Origin of the sequence: Peribacillus sedimenti, from assembly GCF_046237635.1 — a bacterium.
In the GTDB taxonomy this organism is placed as follows: Bacteria; Bacillota; Bacilli; order Bacillales; family DSM-1321; genus Peribacillus; species Peribacillus sedimenti.
Genome location: NZ_CP143547.1, coordinates 4,076,575 through 4,092,585, shown reverse-complemented (window position 1 = coordinate 4,092,585; position 16,011 = coordinate 4,076,575). Strand labels below are relative to the sequence as shown.

The 16,011-nt window shown below is 43.8% G+C and carries 17 protein-coding genes, 1 tRNA gene and 1 other annotated feature; of the genes, 16 read left to right on the top strand and 2 right to left on the bottom strand.

Annotated elements, in window-relative coordinates; genetic code table 11:
* Positions 1–73: 73 nt before the first annotated feature.
* The 3 genes from sdhA to V1500_RS20090 all read left to right on the top strand — a co-directional run bounded on the left by sdhA (position 74) and on the right by V1500_RS20090 (position 3,237).
* Positions 74–1,831 (top strand): succinate dehydrogenase flavoprotein subunit, encoded by a 1,758-nt coding sequence (sdhA, locus tag V1500_RS20100; RefSeq protein WP_409302047.1) that lies wholly within the window; start codon positions 74–76, stop codon positions 1,829–1,831.
* 3 nt (positions 1,832–1,834) lie between these two features.
* Complete coding sequence (gene sdhB / locus V1500_RS20095; protein ID WP_409302045.1) at positions 1,835–2,602, top strand: succinate dehydrogenase iron-sulfur subunit; 768 nt, start codon at positions 1,835–1,837, stop codon at positions 2,600–2,602.
* 434 nt (positions 2,603–3,036) lie between these two features.
* Complete coding sequence (locus V1500_RS20090) at positions 3,037–3,237, top strand: hypothetical protein (RefSeq protein ID WP_409302044.1); 201 nt, start codon at positions 3,037–3,039, stop codon at positions 3,235–3,237.
* Positions 3,238–3,570: 333 nt separating this feature from the next.
* On the opposite strand, the gene V1500_RS20085 is transcribed toward V1500_RS20090, so the two are convergent.
* On the bottom strand, positions 3,571–3,753 hold the full coding sequence (locus tag V1500_RS20085) for a small, acid-soluble spore protein, H family (protein WP_409302043.1): 183 nt from the start codon (positions 3,751–3,753) through the stop codon (positions 3,571–3,573).
* Between the two features lie 172 nt (positions 3,754–3,925).
* Here V1500_RS20085 and V1500_RS20080 point away from each other — a divergent pair, with 172 nt between their 5' ends.
* From V1500_RS20080 to V1500_RS20040, 9 genes are all read left to right on the top strand, one after another.
* The gene (locus V1500_RS20080) at positions 3,926–4,396 is read left to right on the top strand and encodes an acyl-CoA thioesterase (RefSeq protein ID WP_409302041.1); all 471 of its coding nucleotides are present in this window, start codon (positions 3,926–3,928) and stop codon (positions 4,394–4,396) included.
* A gap of 134 nt (positions 4,397–4,530) precedes the next feature.
* A complete protein-coding gene (gene gerE, locus V1500_RS20075) occupies positions 4,531–4,755 on the top strand; it encodes a spore germination transcription factor GerE (protein WP_101593148.1) in 225 nt (74 codons plus the stop codon).
* A gap of 337 nt (positions 4,756–5,092) precedes the next feature.
* Positions 5,093–5,536 (top strand): MarR family winged helix-turn-helix transcriptional regulator, encoded by a 444-nt coding sequence (locus tag V1500_RS20070; protein ID WP_409302039.1) that lies wholly within the window; start codon positions 5,093–5,095, stop codon positions 5,534–5,536.
* A gap of 10 nt (positions 5,537–5,546) precedes the next feature.
* Positions 5,547–6,344 (top strand): glutamate racemase, encoded by a 798-nt coding sequence (gene racE, locus V1500_RS20065; RefSeq protein WP_409302038.1) that lies wholly within the window; start codon positions 5,547–5,549, stop codon positions 6,342–6,344.
* Positions 6,345–6,543: 199 nt separating this feature from the next.
* A complete protein-coding gene (locus V1500_RS20060) occupies positions 6,544–7,605 on the top strand; it encodes a GerMN domain-containing protein (protein WP_409302036.1) in 1,062 nt (353 codons plus the stop codon).
* A gap of 113 nt (positions 7,606–7,718) precedes the next feature.
* Positions 7,719–8,480: a ribonuclease PH gene (rph, locus tag V1500_RS20055; protein ID WP_409302034.1), complete on the top strand. Its 762-nt coding sequence runs from the start codon at positions 7,719–7,721 to the stop codon at positions 8,478–8,480.
* Entirely contained in the window at positions 8,481–9,095 is a 615-nt protein-coding gene (locus tag V1500_RS20050) for an XTP/dITP diphosphatase (protein ID WP_409302032.1), read from the top strand.
* Positions 9,092–9,598: a metallophosphoesterase family protein gene (locus V1500_RS20045; protein ID WP_409302030.1), complete on the top strand. Its 507-nt coding sequence runs from the start codon at positions 9,092–9,094 to the stop codon at positions 9,596–9,598. Before V1500_RS20050 ends, V1500_RS20045 begins: the two co-directional genes overlap by 4 nt.
* Positions 9,599–10,003: 405 nt before the next feature.
* Positions 10,004–10,077: transfer RNA gene (locus V1500_RS20040), tRNA-Arg, on the top strand.
* Positions 10,078–10,191: 114 nt separating this feature from the next.
* Here the strand turns inward: V1500_RS20040 and V1500_RS20035 are convergent.
* Complete coding sequence (locus V1500_RS20035) at positions 10,192–10,404, bottom strand: hypothetical protein (RefSeq protein ID WP_409302028.1); 213 nt, start codon at positions 10,402–10,404, stop codon at positions 10,192–10,194.
* A 450-nt stretch (positions 10,405–10,854) separates the two neighbouring features.
* Positions 10,855–11,093: a binding site (T-box leader), on the top strand.
* Positions 11,094–11,179: 86 nt separating this feature from the next.
* On the opposite strand from V1500_RS20035, the gene ilvB reads away from it, so the two are divergent.
* The 4 genes from ilvB to V1500_RS20015 are packed head-to-tail and all read left to right on the top strand — an operon-like array spanning position 11,180 to position 15,996.
* Complete coding sequence (ilvB, locus tag V1500_RS20030; protein WP_409302026.1) at positions 11,180–12,898, top strand: acetolactate synthase large subunit; 1,719 nt, start codon at positions 11,180–11,182, stop codon at positions 12,896–12,898.
* A complete protein-coding gene (ilvN, locus tag V1500_RS20025) occupies positions 12,895–13,410 on the top strand; it encodes an acetolactate synthase small subunit (protein WP_409302024.1) in 516 nt (171 codons plus the stop codon). Before ilvB ends, ilvN begins: the two co-directional genes overlap by 4 nt.
* A gap of 35 nt (positions 13,411–13,445) precedes the next feature.
* Positions 13,446–14,468: a ketol-acid reductoisomerase gene (gene ilvC / locus V1500_RS20020; protein ID WP_409302022.1), complete on the top strand. Its 1,023-nt coding sequence runs from the start codon at positions 13,446–13,448 to the stop codon at positions 14,466–14,468.
* On the top strand, positions 14,455–15,996 hold the full coding sequence (locus V1500_RS20015) for a 2-isopropylmalate synthase (protein WP_409302020.1): 1,542 nt from the start codon (positions 14,455–14,457) through the stop codon (positions 15,994–15,996). The genes ilvC and V1500_RS20015 overlap by 14 nt, the downstream gene beginning before the upstream one ends.
* The last annotated feature ends 15 nt before the right edge of the window (positions 15,997–16,011 follow it).

Below are 16,011 nucleotides of genomic sequence, written 5' to 3'. Positions count from 1 at the left end.
ATTCGAAATATTTAAATCGTAGATCGAAATATACGTTTACATTTGTGTTAGGTAAATAAGGGAGTGAGCAAGGTTGGGTAAAGGTAAAATAATCGTTGTTGGTGGCGGCCTGGCAGGTCTCATGGCTACCATCAAAGCAGCAGAGGCAGGGCAGCAGGTTGAATTGTTCTCATTGGTTCCTGTAAAACGTTCTCACTCTGTTTGTGCTCAGGGTGGAATAAATGGTGCAGTTAATACAAAAGGTGAAGGAGATTCTCCATACATTCACTTCGATGATACAGTTTATGGCGGCGACTTCCTAGCAAACCAGCCTCCAGTAAAAGCTATGTGTGAAGCAGCGCCATCCATCATACACATGTTTGACCGTATGGGTGTTATGTTTAACCGTACTCCGGAAGGCCTTCTTGATTTCCGGCGTTTTGGCGGAACCCAGCATCACCGTACTGCATTTGCTGGAGCCACTACAGGACAGCAGCTATTGTATGCATTGGACGAGCAGGTACGCCGCTATGAGGTAGATGGATTGGTTACCAAGTTTGAAGGTTGGGAATTCCTTGGTGCGGTAGTTGACGAAGAGCAAATCTGCCGTGGTGTGGTGGCCCAAAACCTTCAGTCAATGGAGATCAAATCTTTTGCCGGAGATGCTGTCATCATGGCTTCAGGCGGTCCTGGCATTATTTTCGGAAAATCTACTAACTCCATTATTAATACCGGTTCTGCTGCTTCCATTGTTTATCAGCAGGGAGCCACTTATGCAAATGGAGAATTTATCCAGATTCACCCTACAGCATTGCCGGGCGATGATAAGCTTCGTTTGATGAGTGAATCAGCCCGCGGTGAAGGCGGCCGTGTATGGACATATAAGGACGGAAAGCCTTGGTACTTCCTGGAAGAGAAATATCCGGCGTATGGAAATCTTGTGCCGCGTGATATCGCTACGCGTGAAATATTTGATGTTTGTGTCAGTCAAAAGCTTGGCATTAATGGAGAAAACATGGTTTATCTGGACCTTTCCCACAAGGATCCAAAGGAGCTTGATATCAAGCTGGGCGGTATCATTGAAATCTATGAGAAATTCATGGGCGAAGACCCTCGCAAGGTCCCTATGAAAATTTTCCCGGCCGTTCACTATTCCATGGGCGGTTTATGGGTTGACTATGATCAGATGACAAACATCAAAGGCCTTTTTGCTGCAGGTGAATGTGATTATTCACAGCACGGTGCAAACCGCCTGGGCGCTAACTCTCTTCTGTCTGCCATCTATGGCGGAATGGTAGCCGGACCAAATGCTGTGAAATATATCAACGGTTTGGAAAAGAGTTCTGATTCCGTTTCTTCTTCAGTATTTGACAATGCTGTTAAAGAGCAAGAAGAAAAGTGGAACCATATTATGTCACTGAACGGTACAGAAAATGCGTACATCCTTCATAAAGAACTAGGTGAATGGATGACAGATAACGTAACGGTTGTACGTTACAATGATAAACTTCTTCAGACTGACCAAAAGATCCAGGAGCTTCTGGAACGCTATGAAAATATCAATATCAACGATACAGCCAGATGGAGCAACCAGGGTGCTGCCTTTACGAGACAGCTTCAAAATATGCTTCAGCTTGCTCGTGTTATCACACTTGGTGCATATAACCGTAATGAAAGCCGCGGTGCTCATTATAAGCCTGAATTCCCTGATCGCAATGATGAAGAATTCATGAAGACGACAATGGCTAATTTCACAGGCAGAACTTCGGCACCGGCTTTCCACTATGAAGATATCGATGTTTCGCTGATCCAGCCGCGTAAACGCGATTATTCAAAGAACAAGGGGGAGTAACGAATGACTGAGACATTAACAAGAACAGTACGTTTTGTAATCACTCGACAGGATACACCTGAATCGGCCCCTTATACAGAGGAATTTGAATTACCATACCGCCCTAATATGAACGTCATTTCCGCGCTTATGGAAATTCGCCGAAACCCTGTAAATGTAAAGGGAGAGAAAACTATTCCAATCGCCTGGGACATGAACTGTCTTGAAGAGGTATGTGGAGCTTGTTCCATGATCATAAACGGGAAGCCAAGGCAATCATGTACTGCATTGATTGACAAATTGGAACAGCCAATCCACCTTGAGCCAATGCGTACATTCCCGGTGGTCCGCGATCTTCAGGTAGACCGCAGCCGTATGTTTGATTCCTTGAAGAAGGTAAAAGCATGGATACCGATTGATGGTACCTATAATCTTGGACCAGGGCCTCGTATGCCGGAAAAGAAGCGCCAATGGGCATATGAGCTTTCCAAGTGTATGACTTGTGGTGTGTGCCTTGAAGCCTGCCCGAACGTTAACAGCAATTCAGACTTCATTGGGCCGGCACCGCTTTCTCAGGTTCGTTTGTTCAATGCACATCCAACAGGGGCAATGAACCAAGGCGAGCGCTTGAACGCAATCATGGGTGACGGAGGGCTTGCAAACTGCGGTAATTCTCAAAACTGTGTGCAATCATGCCCTAAAGGCATACCGTTGACTACTTCAATCGCTGCTCTAAACCGAGCGACAACACTGCAGTCCTTCCGCAATTTCTTTGGCAGTGACGAAGTATAATTATAAAACATAATCGGTTTCGATAAATAGAATATGATAGAGAATATAATGATAGCTGCCTTAAGAGATCACTTTTTAGGCAGCTTTTTTGTATGCCCCAAAATAGGGAACTTGTCAGATATAACCAGCAGGCATCATTTATCATTTTTCCATATTTACTATTTGTATAGCAAATATTCGTACAATACTTACAAATTCGTATTATATCAGACATGTCTGTTTTATCTGAGACTCAGCCGTTTGGGGATAATATTTGAAGAGGAAAAAGATCATGCAGGCTGTACGGGTTGTTCCCCCTCGCAGGATTGCCATTCGTATGCATGGCGGTCAAATCCGGATTCTCTGAATCTGTCTCATCCCCTATATACGACGGCTTTGTCCATTTTGGTATGGCTATGCAAAGAATCGGCTATCTAAGCTAAGTGCCCCTTTCTGTGGAAACGGCTGCCGTCCAATATATGCAGGTGGCAGGAATACGTTTAGATATGATCCTTCATATCCAGCCGGTGAGAGAGTATAAGGTGGAAGTAAGGGAGGATGCTGGATTATCTGCTCTCGTACCCACAAAAACGGATACTGTCGACACGAACGCATTTGCAGCTGACGGCGGAGGACGGGTTATACCATGTTCATAAAGGCCAAGTAAGGGCAGAAGCAAAGAACTATATACTGTCGACTATGAAATACTATCCGAATATCTGGCCAAACACAATTCGGTCTCCCTAGAAATTGAGGGAAGAATATTAAGTGGCTCTAAAGCAGATCAGGAAACTCCTGATACGCTGAACGGAAAATGCCCTGAAAAACTTGATAATAAAGGCGGGCACAAAGAGGATAAGAAACAAAAAAAAGAGAAGGAAAATCCTCCAAAAGGTAAACCCTGCGGAAATCCTCATAATCGGTAACGTTGTTTTTAGTATACTGGCATGACAAACACCCTGACCCGACCATGGCAGGGTGTTTTCGTATTAATGCTCCCTAAGTTCCCCTATCTCAACATCGCTTCGTTCCCCTTCACGGCCTCCCCGCAAATGGACAGTAGCAGTTCTTCCGTCTTCATTTAAAGAATCAATCCATACTGATGCGCCATTATACTCTACATGAATATCATCTGGAGATGACAATATCTGTTTTATTCTGTTTGCATCCATTTTAATCACTCCTTGGTGAGATTTACCTCATTTATTTTTCGTTAAAGGCTCTTTTTTATGCAAATTTCAACAAACTTTGCAAAAGAAAATGAGTCTCGGTTCCAAAATACAGTATTTATGTGTAAAATGAATGAATAACCATTCATTTTTTGGAGCAGAAGGAGATTTTCGTATGAGCAGAATATCTTATATTACCAATTTGGAAGAATGGGCATCATCCTTCCTATTTCAGCACCAGATAACCGTACGGTTTTCAGAAACCGACATGTTTGGCCATTTGAATAATACGGTGCCTTTCACGTATTTCGAAGAAGCACGTATAGAGTACTTTAAATCGTTGGGTTTCATGCAGGAATGGGTGGCGGCAGATGTAGATGCCATACCAGTAGTGGCAGATTTACAATGCGATTTTCTAAAACAAATATTTTTTAATGATAAATTGTCCATTCATGTTAAGGCCGAAAAAATAGGAAATTCCTCGGTGGATATTCATTACATGGCAACTAAACAGGATGGCTCTGTTTGCCTTACGGGCAGGGGGACAATTGTCCAGATTTCGAAAAGTACCGGAAAGCCAATCCAGTGGGCAGCGGATGCAAAAAACTTAATGGAAAAAAATAAAATGTTACTGGAAAAAAAGTGAAACAAAGCTGGATAATTACCTGAGTATCTTCAAGGAAATCAGTCACTCCCTGTGCCTTTTAAACATACTATATCTTGACTAAATAGACACCCATTCCGGGTTTATGCTGGTGAAGGCAAGGAGGGTTACAATACTTGAAGGAGAACGAATTCACTCATAAGCCATTACTCACCAAAAGAGAAAGAGAAGTATTTGAGTTATTAGTACAGGACAAAACAACGAAAGAAATCGCAGGTGAATTGTTTATCAGCGAAAAAACGGTTCGAAACCATATTTCGAATGCGATGCAAAAGCTTGGAGTTAAAGGGCGTTCACAAGCAGTAGTAGAACTCCTTCGAATGGGAGAACTGGAGCTTTAATGTTTTGGCCTAAGGCTTTCAGATAGAAAGAGATGAAACTTATGGCTTGCATTCCCCAGGTTATGGCAGTAATTGACAGAGGACAATCAAGAGGTAGCGACTAAAGCCTTTGTAATTGTTTGTCTGGCCGTTACTGCTTTATTTATTTCCCGAATGTGCCTTCCTTTTAGTATAAATTTCGTTGGTCATCTTTCTTTACGGCTGCTATTGATGTTACATGCCGTTATATACATGCCATTATTGTAAAGATGTTGTATCTTGATATTTGCCATGATTTCATAGACAATAGAAATAATAAAGAATACATGTGTGATGTTATTTGGGGAGCTGTTTTGTTATGACGGAAAATAAATCCATGGAACATGTTGCAGAAATAGAGAAAGAGCTGCGGTATGTATCTTCCTTAATAAAGCAAAAAGGCCGGGAAATTTTAAGCGATTATAATATAACCCCGCCTCAATTCGTGGCGCTTCAATGGCTTTTTGAAGTCGGTGACATGACGATCGGCGAGTTGTCTACCAGAATGTTTCTCGCTTTCAGCACAACAACCGACCTGGTGGACCGTATGGAAAAGAATGAACTATTGATGCGTGTAAAGGACAGTAAAGACCGCAGGGTGGTCCGAATACACCTCCTTGATGAAGGAAAAAGAATAATAGACGAGGTAATAAAAAAACGACAGCAGTATCTGACGGATGTTCTTACTAATTTTTCCAGCGAGGAAACAGCTTCCCTCAAACAAAATTTAATTAAATTACATCAAGAAATGAGAGAAGAATGAGGCGAGGTTTTTGAGACGACCGATTGGCATTATAGACTCTGGAGTGGGAGGCTTAACCGTAGCGAAAGAAGTGATGCGGCAGCTGCCCCGCGAAAATATCTTATATGTGGGGGACACGGCCCGGTGCCCCTATGGACCGCGTCCTATGGAAGATGTTAAGAAGTTTACGTGGCAGATGACTAGATACCTGCTTAAACATGACATAAAAATGCTTATTATAGCCTGTAACACGGCAACAGCAGCTGTTTTAGAGGAGATTCGGGACGAGCTGACAATCCCAGTGCTGGGAGTGATCCATCCTGGTGCCAGGGCTGCTCTAAAGGTGACACAGAGTTTACATATCGGTGTAATCGGAACCATCGGTACAGTAAAGAGCAAAGCCTATGATGAAGCCCTTTACTCGATTAATAACGAGGTGGAGGTTGACAGCATTGCATGCCCGAAATTTGTTCCGATCGTTGAAAGCGGAGAATTCGAGGGGCCCATTGTCGAAAAGGTGGTCGCGGAAACGTTAAGTCCGCTGAGGGAAAAGAATATAGACACATTGATTCTGGGCTGCACTCATTATCCCCTGCTTGAATCGGTAATCAGCAGATATATGGGGGACGAAGTAAAGGTTATTTCTTCCGGGGAAGAAACAGCCAGGGAGGCGAGTGTAATCCTGCACCACAGCAAGATGCTGAATACAATTGGAAACCATGCTGAACATATCTTCTTCACTACCGGGTCACGGGATATATTTGGGAAGATTGCGTCATCATGGCTGGGAATTCAGATTGATTCCGTACGAACGGTAAAAATAGACTAAACAAGTCTCCATATTGGAGGCTTTTTTTTCGTGGTGAAACACACAGGGCAAGTCCGTATCAATATCAATCATTTTTGGCACTCAACATATGTAATAGGACTGTTCGGATTCTCTTTTTTAATGCTCTTAAATAATTTCGGTCTATTTTTCCCCGGGGCTCGTATAAATAGTAGTACAAACTGTCCTGGGAGGGATTATTATGTCTAAAGTAACAAAGGCGGCGGCTGCTTCGACAATCCTGATTTCCTCAGTATTATTGTCTGGCTGCGGCCTTTTTGGGGGAGAGGAAAAGAACAAGATCGATCCTCCGAAAACTACATCCTATGACATGAAAAATGAAGCACAGATAGAAAAAAATGATAACGCGGGCGCTAAAGAGGAGGGTGAAGTCAAAGGGGTTAAAACAGAACTCTATCTGATCGATAAAAATGGCTATGTAGTCCCGCAAACCCTGGTACTTCCAAAAGCCGAAGCAGTTGCTAAACAAGCACTTGAATACCTTGTTCAAAATGGTCCGGTCACCGAGGTGCTGCCCAATGGTTTTAGAGCGGTAATCCCAGCTGACACCCAGGTGGATTTGAGTGTGAAAGAAGGTGTGGCTACCGTCGATTTTTCTCCAGAATTTAAAGAGTACAAAAAAGAGGATGAAATGAAAATCCTGCAATCCATTACATGGACTTTAACACAATTTGATTCAATTCAGAAAGTTAAGCTAAAAATGAATGGAAAAGAGCTCAAGGAAATGCCTGTGAATGGAACCCCGATCCAAGAAACGCTGACAAGGGCAGACGGTATTAATCTTGATACCTCCAATGTGTCTGATATTACGAATACAAAACCACTTACGGTATATTACATTGGCGGTGATGAAGGAACCTACTATTATGTCCCTGTTACCCGCCGTGTCAGCGAAAACCAGGATGATAATGTCACAGCGGCTGTCCAGGAGCTGATTAAAGGACCTTCCCATTCTTCTAAGCTGCTTTCCGATTTCATGCCGGATTTACAGCTTCTTAGCACTCCGGTTGTAGCAAAAGGAAAGGTTACCTTAAATTTTAATGAATCGATTCTTGGCAGCTTCAAGGAGAAAAAAGTATCACAGAATGTATTGGACGCATTGGTTCTTTCTTTAACCGAGCAAAAAGGTATAGACAGTGTAGAAGTACAGGTGAATGGCAGCACTAAGCTGCTCAATGAGGATGGCAAGCCGTTGTCTGAGCCGGTCACCCGTCCTGAAAAAGTGAACACTGGTAGTTTTTAAATTACCTTTTTTGTTATACTATAATGTATCTGGTGCGAAGGCATGCGTACAGCTGCCTTCTTTTATTTTCAGGCACATAGAATAGATTTTAGCTTCATCTGGGAGGAATCCGAATGCGCCACGATGGCAGGTTAAATCAGGATATACGCGAGATACATATTGAAACCAATTATTTGAAGCATCCGGAAGGATCCGTTCTGATATCAGTTGGCGATACCAAAGTCATCTGTACAGCCAGCATCGAAGAGCGGGTGCCGCCATTCATGAGAGGCCAGGGGAAGGGCTGGATCACAGCGGAATATTCCATGCTGCCGCGGGCTACAAATCAGAGGACGATCCGTGAATCCTCTAAAGGCAAGGTAACAGGGAGAACCATGGAAATCCAGCGTCTTATTGGGAGGGCACTCCGTGCAGTCGTAAAATTGGAAGCGCTGGGAGAACGCACGCTGTGGATCGATTGCGATGTGATACAGGCAGATGGGGGAACCAGGACTGCATCCATCACAGGTGCGTTTATAGCCATGGTTCTGGCGGTAAATAAGCTGCATGAAGAAAAAAAACTTTCCACATTTCCGATCGTGGATTATTTGGCTGCAACCAGTGTTGGCATAATTGAAGACCATGGGGTGGTTGTTGACTTGAATTATGTCGAGGACTCGGCTGCGCTCGTCGACATGAATGTGGTAATGACAGGTGCAGGTGAATTTGTTGAACTGCAGGGAACAGGAGAAGAAGCCACTTTCTCCCACAACCAGCTTTTAGAGCTTCTGTCTGGTGCACAGCAAGGATTACAGCATCTATTTGAATATCAACGCAGAGCTTTAGGAGAAATAGCTGAAAAACTGCCGCGATCTTGCGAAAAGGGTGAGAAATAATTGAAGTCTGTCATCATAGCAACAAAAAATGCAGGAAAAGCGAAAGAGTTTGAAAGCCTCTTTCACTCGAAGGGTTATAAAGTATTAACTCTGCTTGATTACGACCAAGCACCTGATGTGGAGGAGACAGGGAGTACATTTGAGGAGAATGCTATATTAAAAGCGGAAGCTATTTCACGTGAACTTGGACAGCTTGTCATAGCAGATGACTCCGGCCTGATTGTCGATGTCCTTGACGGGGAGCCGGGAGTGTACTCGGCCCGATACGCAGGGGAAGACAAAAATGATGCTGCAAATACAGAGAAAGTACTGCGGAAGCTTCAAGACGTACCCATGAGCGAGAGAACAGCGAGGTTTTATTGTGCGCTTGCTCTTGCTTCTCCCTATCAAGAGACGATAACCGTATCAGGAACAGTAGAGGGGATGATCGCCAGGAAGCCAACTGGCGAAAATGGGTTTGGGTATGATCCGGTATTCTTTATACCCGAGAAAGGCAAAACAATGGCGGAGCTGGAACCCTCAGAAAAAAATGCAATCAGTCATCGGGCAAAAGCACTAAAGGCGTTGGAATCCCAATTGGATGAATTCATTCGGAGGGAAGAGGGAAATATATGAAAGTATTGATAGTCAGCGACAGCCATGGGCTTACAGAGGAGCTGCTTAATGTAAAGGCAAGGCATAAGGATTGCGACTATTTGATACATTGCGGTGATTCAGAATTGCGAATGGATGATCCTGCTATGGACGGCTTCCTGGCTGTTCAGGGAAACTGTGACATGGAACCTTACCCAACTGAATTAATAAGGGATATTGGGGAAATTACATTGTATGTTACTCACGGCCACTTATATAATGTCAAAATGACATTAATGAATCTCTCATATAAAAGTGAGGAAACAGGAGCGAATATTATTTGTTTTGGTCATTCCCATCTTGCAGGCTCTGAAATGGTTGATGGCAGATTATTCATCAATCCGGGAAGCATGAGGCTGCCGCGCAGAATCAGCTCAAAAACATATATCCTGCTTGAATTAGACGGCAGAGAGGCTAAAGTCGATTTTTATGATGTGGAAGGAAATTTCATTGAACATCTCAGTTCGACTTACACATTAGCGTGATATTTAGTATAATAGACAGGAAGCAAAAAAACTTCCTGTCTCATTAAAAAAGCGTTGACTTTTGAAAACTATAGCACTATAATAGAAAATGTCGTTGAGATAATGATGAAACATTTTTTTGTAACATTATGTCCCAGTAGCTCAGCACGCTCGATAATCTTCTTGAAAAGCGACAGCATACTGATCGAGCCGCATCTTGGATGACCATACTGAGATCAGGATGGGTTCAAGAATGTGAATGCAAAAATTATATTTATTCCTAATTATGTCCCAGTAGCTCAGCACGCTCGATAATCTTCTTGAAAAGCGACAGCATACTGATCGAGCCGCATCTTGGATGATCATTCTGAGATCAGGATGGGTTCAAGAATGTGAATGCACAAATTATAGTTTATTCCTAATTATGTCCCAGTAGCTCAGCAGGATAGAGCAACGGCCTTCTAAGCCGTCGGTCGGGAGTTCGAATCTCTCCTGGGACGCTAAGTTGAAAAAATCGCAGCTTCCAACATATAAAGTGCTGGAAGCTGCGATTTTTTTGCATTTTTGCAGACAGACAAAAGACCCCCCGTACGGGAGCTTCAATCATCCACGTTCTATTTGATTTTTTCGATTTCCTCAATGATCTCATCGATTGTCTCTGATACATCATTTGTTCTTCTGGCGATAGAAATGCTGAACTCCAGTAATTCTCTATATGCGGCTACTGACACCATTGTATTTGTCTTCTCATATTCATTAAGCTGCAGGCCGATATTTTGCAAGTGAATAAGAACTTCTTCCATTGAACCTTTGTCTAATTTATACATTTTTTAATTTCCCCCTAACAATGTATTACTTTATTTATCGGGGAAATCCAGTAATTTTGCAATGGCAATTTTTACATATAAATAGTTGGAATCAAGATGGGAATGCGCGTTCCAAGAAACAGGATAAGTAAAAAAATCACAAAATTCATATTTTGTGCATATGCATTAACGATGCGGATGTAAGCGTATACAAAAATGATTTACTTGTTTGAATTATCTAATAATTCAAAAAAACCTATTGACTACCTTTGGAAATGGGCGTAATATAATCCACAAATAACAAGGACAAATAACGCTGAGCGGTTTTCAATTTTCAAGCAAAAACTCTTGCTTTCCTCAGCTAGATAACATTTACTGATGTCACTCTTTAGCTGTGTAAAGCTTTTTGGCATAAAACAAGAAAAGTAAAGTTGCAGTTGCTTCGGGAAAAGGTAACCAAAAAATTGATAATAAAAAGCATTGATGAGGATAAGTAGTCTTTTTGAAAGGCATTTACAGAGAACCGGGTTGCTGAGAACCGGTATTGCCCCCAAAGATGAACTCACCTCAGAGTTTCAGCTTGAAAGGCAAGCCCAGTAGAGCTGGACGGGTGCATACCAGCACCCGTTACCAAAAGTTTCAAGTGCGTACCGGTTTGGTACGAAAAAGGGTGGTACCGTGGAAAGGTTAAAGACCTCTTCACCCCTTTAGCTTGCTATAAGCGGGCTTATTTGGGTGGAGGGTTTTTTATTTTGATTGAAGGTTTTAATTTCTACAAAGTGGAGGAGATCATAGCATGACGCAAAAAGCAGTAATGGCCGACAGAGTGGGAAAAACCGCAGCTAAAAGCGGTGCCAATTTTCTAATTGATGCCTTGAAGAAACAGGAGGTAGAGGTTATTTTTGGGTACCCAGGCGGGGCGGTTTTGCCGATTTATGACAGCCTGTACGACTCCGGAGTATTTCATATCCTGACCAGGCATGAACAGGGGGCAATCCACGCAGCCGAGGGATATGCCAGAATTACAGGGAAGCCTGGAGTGGTTATTGCTACATCGGGTCCTGGGGCAACAAATATCGTGACTGGGCTGGCAGATGCGATGATTGATTCCCTTCCACTTGTAGTTTTTACAGGGCAGGTGGCAACAGGTGTAATTGGGTCGGATGCTTTCCAGGAAGCTGATGTGTTAGGGATAACCACTCCTATCACCAAGTACAATTATCAAGTAAGGAGACCCGAGGATTTGCCTCGCATCATTAAAGAAGCCTTTTATATTGCTTCCAGCGGGCGTCCTGGCCCTGTGTTGATTGACATTCCAAAGGATGTGGCAGTGAACGAGGCGATCGCCGAAGAAGACCCGGAAATGGATCTTCCTGGCTATCAGCCTAATCTGAAGCCGAACTTCCTGCAAATAAGAAAATTGGTGGAAGCCGTTAGCAATGCAAAAAAACCGGTAATCCTAGCTGGTGCCGGCATCCTCCATTCAAAAGCATCAGAAGAACTGAGGGAATATGCCGAGCAGCAAGGCATCCCGGTTGTCCACACTCTTCTGGGGCTCGGAGGCTTTCCGGCAGATCATCCGTTATTCGCCGGAATGGGAGGAATGCATGGAGTATATGCTGCAAACATGGGCCTTTACGAATGCGATTTACTTATAAACATTGGTGCTCGCTTTGATGACAGGCTTACTGGCAATTTGAAGACCTTTGCACCAAAGGCTACAGTGGCACACATCGATATTGACCCAGCGGAAATCGGAAAAAATGTACCGACTAAAATCCCGGTTGTAGGAAATGCCAAAGATGCACTGCTTCAGCTAATTGCCCAGAATGGAAAGCGTCCGGAATGTTCGGAATGGGTAAACCAAATCGATCAATGGAAAAAGGAATTCCCGCTTGTGTATGCAAAAGGAGAAAATGTGCTGAAACCACAGCGAGTGATGGAAATCCTCCATGAGAAAACAAACGGCAATGCAATCGTAGTAACTGACGTAGGACAACATCAGATGTGGGCAGCCCAATATTATAAATTCAACAGGCCTCATGCCTGGGTTACATCCGGTGGACTTGGGACGATGGGATTCTGCTTGCCGGCCGCGATTGGGGCCCAGCTGGCAGAGCCAGATGCAACAGTAATCGCTCTGGCAGGTGATGGCGGATTCCAGATGACAAGCCAGGAGCTGGGTGTCATAGCGGAATTGAACCTGCCTGTGAAAATTGTAATTATCAATAATCATGCGCTTGGGATGGTAAGGCAATGGCAGGAATTGTTTTATAAGGAACGATATTCGCACAGCCTGCTTCACTCTCAGCCATCCTTCGTGAAACTGGCAGATGCATATGGAATCAAGGGATACCGGATCACAACGGAGGAAGAGGCAGAAGCAAAACTGGAAGAAGCGTTTAAATATGATGGCCCTATTCTTCTGGATATCCATGTGGAGGCCGGGGAGAATGTCTATCCAATGATCTCTCCCGGCAAAGGGATTCATGAAATGGAAGGTGTTACATTGTGAAAGGAATCCTCACACTAACTGTTAATAACAGGCCTGGTGTATTAAATAGAATAACCAACTTGTTTTCAAAAAGAAATTACAACATAGAGAGCATTACTGTCGGAGCTTCCGAACAGGAAGGGATTTCAAGGATGACTGTTGTTGTCCATGTCGAGGATGAAAATGTAATAGAACAAATGTCAAAGCAGCTTAATAAGCAAATTGACGTATTAAAGGTAACTGATATAAGCAACCAGGCTATCGTTGCAAGGGAGCTTGCTCTGATCAAGGTTTCCGCTTCCGCTCAAGGACGGTCGGAAATATACAGTTTAATCGAGCCTTTCAGGGCGTCAGTAATCGATGTCAGCAAAGACACCCTAACCATTCAGATTACGGGCGAATCCGAAAAAATTGAGGCTTTCATCGAATTGTTAAAACCCTATGGGATCAAGGAAATGGCAAGAACAGGCACGACTGCTTTCCCGCGAGGCACTCAGCGCTCTGTTGAAAATAAAAGTTTTTCTATCGTATAACCATCAATTGTATATATAAAAGGAGATGTAAGGACATGACAAAGGTTTATTACAATGCAGAAGCGAATGAAGCGTATTTTCAAAATAAAAGGGTAGCTGTAATCGGCTATGGTTCTCAGGGTCATGCCCATGCCCAAAACCTGCGTGACAGTGGTGTTGATGTAGTAGTAGGGCTCCGCCCAGGGAAATCATGGGATAATGCCGAGCAGGATGGATTTCTGGTAAAGAACGTGTCAGATGCAGCAGATCTTGCTGATGTTATTATGATTCTCTTGCCTGACGAATTGCAGCCAAAGGTGTATAAGGAAGAAATCGATCCTGTATTAAGAGCAGGCCAGGCTTTAATGTTTGCCCATGGATTCAACATCCATTTCAATCAAATTGTTCCTCCTGCTGATGTGGATGTGCTGCTGGTAGCCCCTAAAGGACCGGGACATCTGGTACGCAGAACGTATGAGCAGGGTGCAGGAGTACCAGCACTATTCGCTATCTACCAGGATGTAAGCGGAGAAGCTAAGGAATTGGCACTTGCTTATGCTAAAGGAATTGGTGCGTTAAGAGCTGGAGCACTTGAGACCACGTTCAGAGAAGAGACAGAAACCGATCTTTTTGGAGAGCAGGCTGTATTATGCGGCGGTGTAAGTGCACTCGTTAAAGCTGGTTTTGAGACATTGACAGAAGCTGGCTACAAACCTGAAGTCGCATACTTTGAATGTTTACATGAATTAAAACTGATTGTCGACCTCATGTATGAGGGAGGACTTGAAAATATGAGATATTCCATTTCAGACACTGCGCAATGGGGAGATTTTACTACAGGGCCCCGTATCGTAAACGATGCAGTGAAGGCAGAAATGAAGAATGTGCTCAAGGATATTCAGGAAGGGCAGTTTGCAAAGGGCTGGATCCTGGAAAACCAGGCCAATCGTCCGGTATTCAATGCGATCAATGAAAGAGAGAAGGAGCATCCTATTGAAACAGTTGGACGTGAATTAAGAAAAATGATGCCTTTCGTGCAGCAGAATAAGAAAGAAGTGAAAGCCGTTGCGAAAAATTAATATTTTTGACACTACACTTAGAGATGGAGAGCAATCCGCCGGTGTAAATCTTAACTTTTCTGAAAAGATGGAAATCGCATTGCAGCTCGAGCGGCTAGGAGTAGACATTATCGAGGCAGGTTTTCCGGCTGCCTCGAAAGGTGACTTTAACTCAGTAAAGGAAATAGCACAGAAAATTAAAAATTCCTCGGTGACCGGCTTGGCCCGCTGTATAAAAAGCGATATGGATGCAGCTTGGGAGGCTCTGAAGGAAGGAGAAGAGCCGAGGATCCATATCTTCTTGGCCACCTCTCCGATCCATCGAGAGTACAAATTAAAGCTGTCGAAAGAACAGGTAATCGAGCAGGCGGTACAGTCAGTAAAGTACGCGGCCTCCCGCTTTCCGATCGTCCAATGGTCTGCAGAGGATGCCAGCAGGACGGAGCTTGATTTTCTTGCACAGGTGGTTGAAGAAGTAATTAAAGCCGGTGCACGAATCGTCAATATTCCTGATACGGTCGGATACGGCACCCCGCTGGAATACGGCAATATATTCCGATATCTAATCGAAAACGTGCCTTCCATTGATAAAGTAAACCTGTCCGCCCATTGCCATGATGATTTGGGAATGGCTATTGCGAACTCTCTTGCTGCAGTCGAGGCTGGTGCAAGACAGGTCGAAGGAACGATTAACGGAATCGGTGAAAGGGCAGGAAACGCGGCACTGGAGGAGTTTTCAGTAGCTCTCCATACCAGGGCGGATTACTATAATGCAAATACAAGATTGAAATTGAATGAAATTAAGCGAACAAGTGACATGGTCAGCAAACTGACAGGGATTACGGTACCTGCTAATAAAGCTGTGGTAGGAAGAAATGCGTTTGCCCATGAATCAGGCATTCACCAGGACGGGGTTTTGAAGGAAAAGACAACATATGAGATCATCTCCCCTGATCTTGTCGGCATTGCATCGAATGCAATGGTTCTTGGCAAACACTCAGGAAGGCATGCTTTCAAGAGCAGGCTGGAAGAGTTGAATCTAACTGTTAGTGAAGAAGACATGAATCACTTATTCACCTTATTTAAGGAACTTGCAGATAAGAAAAAAGAAATGACGGACGAGGACCTTGCTGCTCTTGTTCTTGAAGAGAAGCTTTCCAAGGATGATAGATTTTTCGACCTTATTTCGATGCAGATTACTTACGGAACCAACCAGGTTCCTACTGCTACTGTATCACTAAGGGACTGCGATAATGAGATGATCCAGGAAGCGGCTACAGGTGCCGGAAGTATAGAGGCTTTATACAATACTTTGGAAAGATGTATCGGAGGCAAGGTGAATCTACTGGATTACCGAATTCAGTCGGTAGGCGCCGGCCGTGACGCTCTGGCGCAGGTTTATGTGAAGCTTCGCTATCAAGACGTCGAAACCAGCGGGCGCGGTCTGGCGCAGGATGTGCTGGAAGCCTCAGCAAGGGCTTATCTCAATGCAGTGAATCGGGTCATTTTTGTAGGAGGAAAGGATCAAGTCTTACAGCCATCGAGGTGAAACGCTAGTTACTCA

Coding starts and splice junctions, on each gene's coding strand:
- sdhB (WP_409302045.1), top strand. CDS start 1,835: ATGACTGAGACATTAACAAGAACAGTACGTTTTGTAATCACTCGACAG.
- V1500_RS20085 (WP_409302043.1), bottom strand. CDS start 3,753: ATGGATGCAAACAGAATAAAACAGATATTGTCATCTCCAGATGATATT.
- V1500_RS20080 (WP_409302041.1), top strand. CDS start 3,926: ATGAGCAGAATATCTTATATTACCAATTTGGAAGAATGGGCATCATCC.
- V1500_RS20070 (WP_409302039.1), top strand. CDS start 5,093: ATGACGGAAAATAAATCCATGGAACATGTTGCAGAAATAGAGAAAGAG.
- V1500_RS20060 (WP_409302036.1), top strand. CDS start 6,544: ATGTCTAAAGTAACAAAGGCGGCGGCTGCTTCGACAATCCTGATTTCC.
- rph (WP_409302034.1), top strand. CDS start 7,719: ATGCGCCACGATGGCAGGTTAAATCAGGATATACGCGAGATACATATT.
- V1500_RS20045 (WP_409302030.1), top strand. CDS start 9,092: ATGAAAGTATTGATAGTCAGCGACAGCCATGGGCTTACAGAGGAGCTG.
- V1500_RS20035 (WP_409302028.1), bottom strand. CDS start 10,404: ATGTATAAATTAGACAAAGGTTCAATGGAAGAAGTTCTTATTCACTTG.
- ilvB (WP_409302026.1), top strand. CDS start 11,180: ATGACGCAAAAAGCAGTAATGGCCGACAGAGTGGGAAAAACCGCAGCT.
- ilvC (WP_409302022.1), top strand. CDS start 13,446: ATGACAAAGGTTTATTACAATGCAGAAGCGAATGAAGCGTATTTTCAA.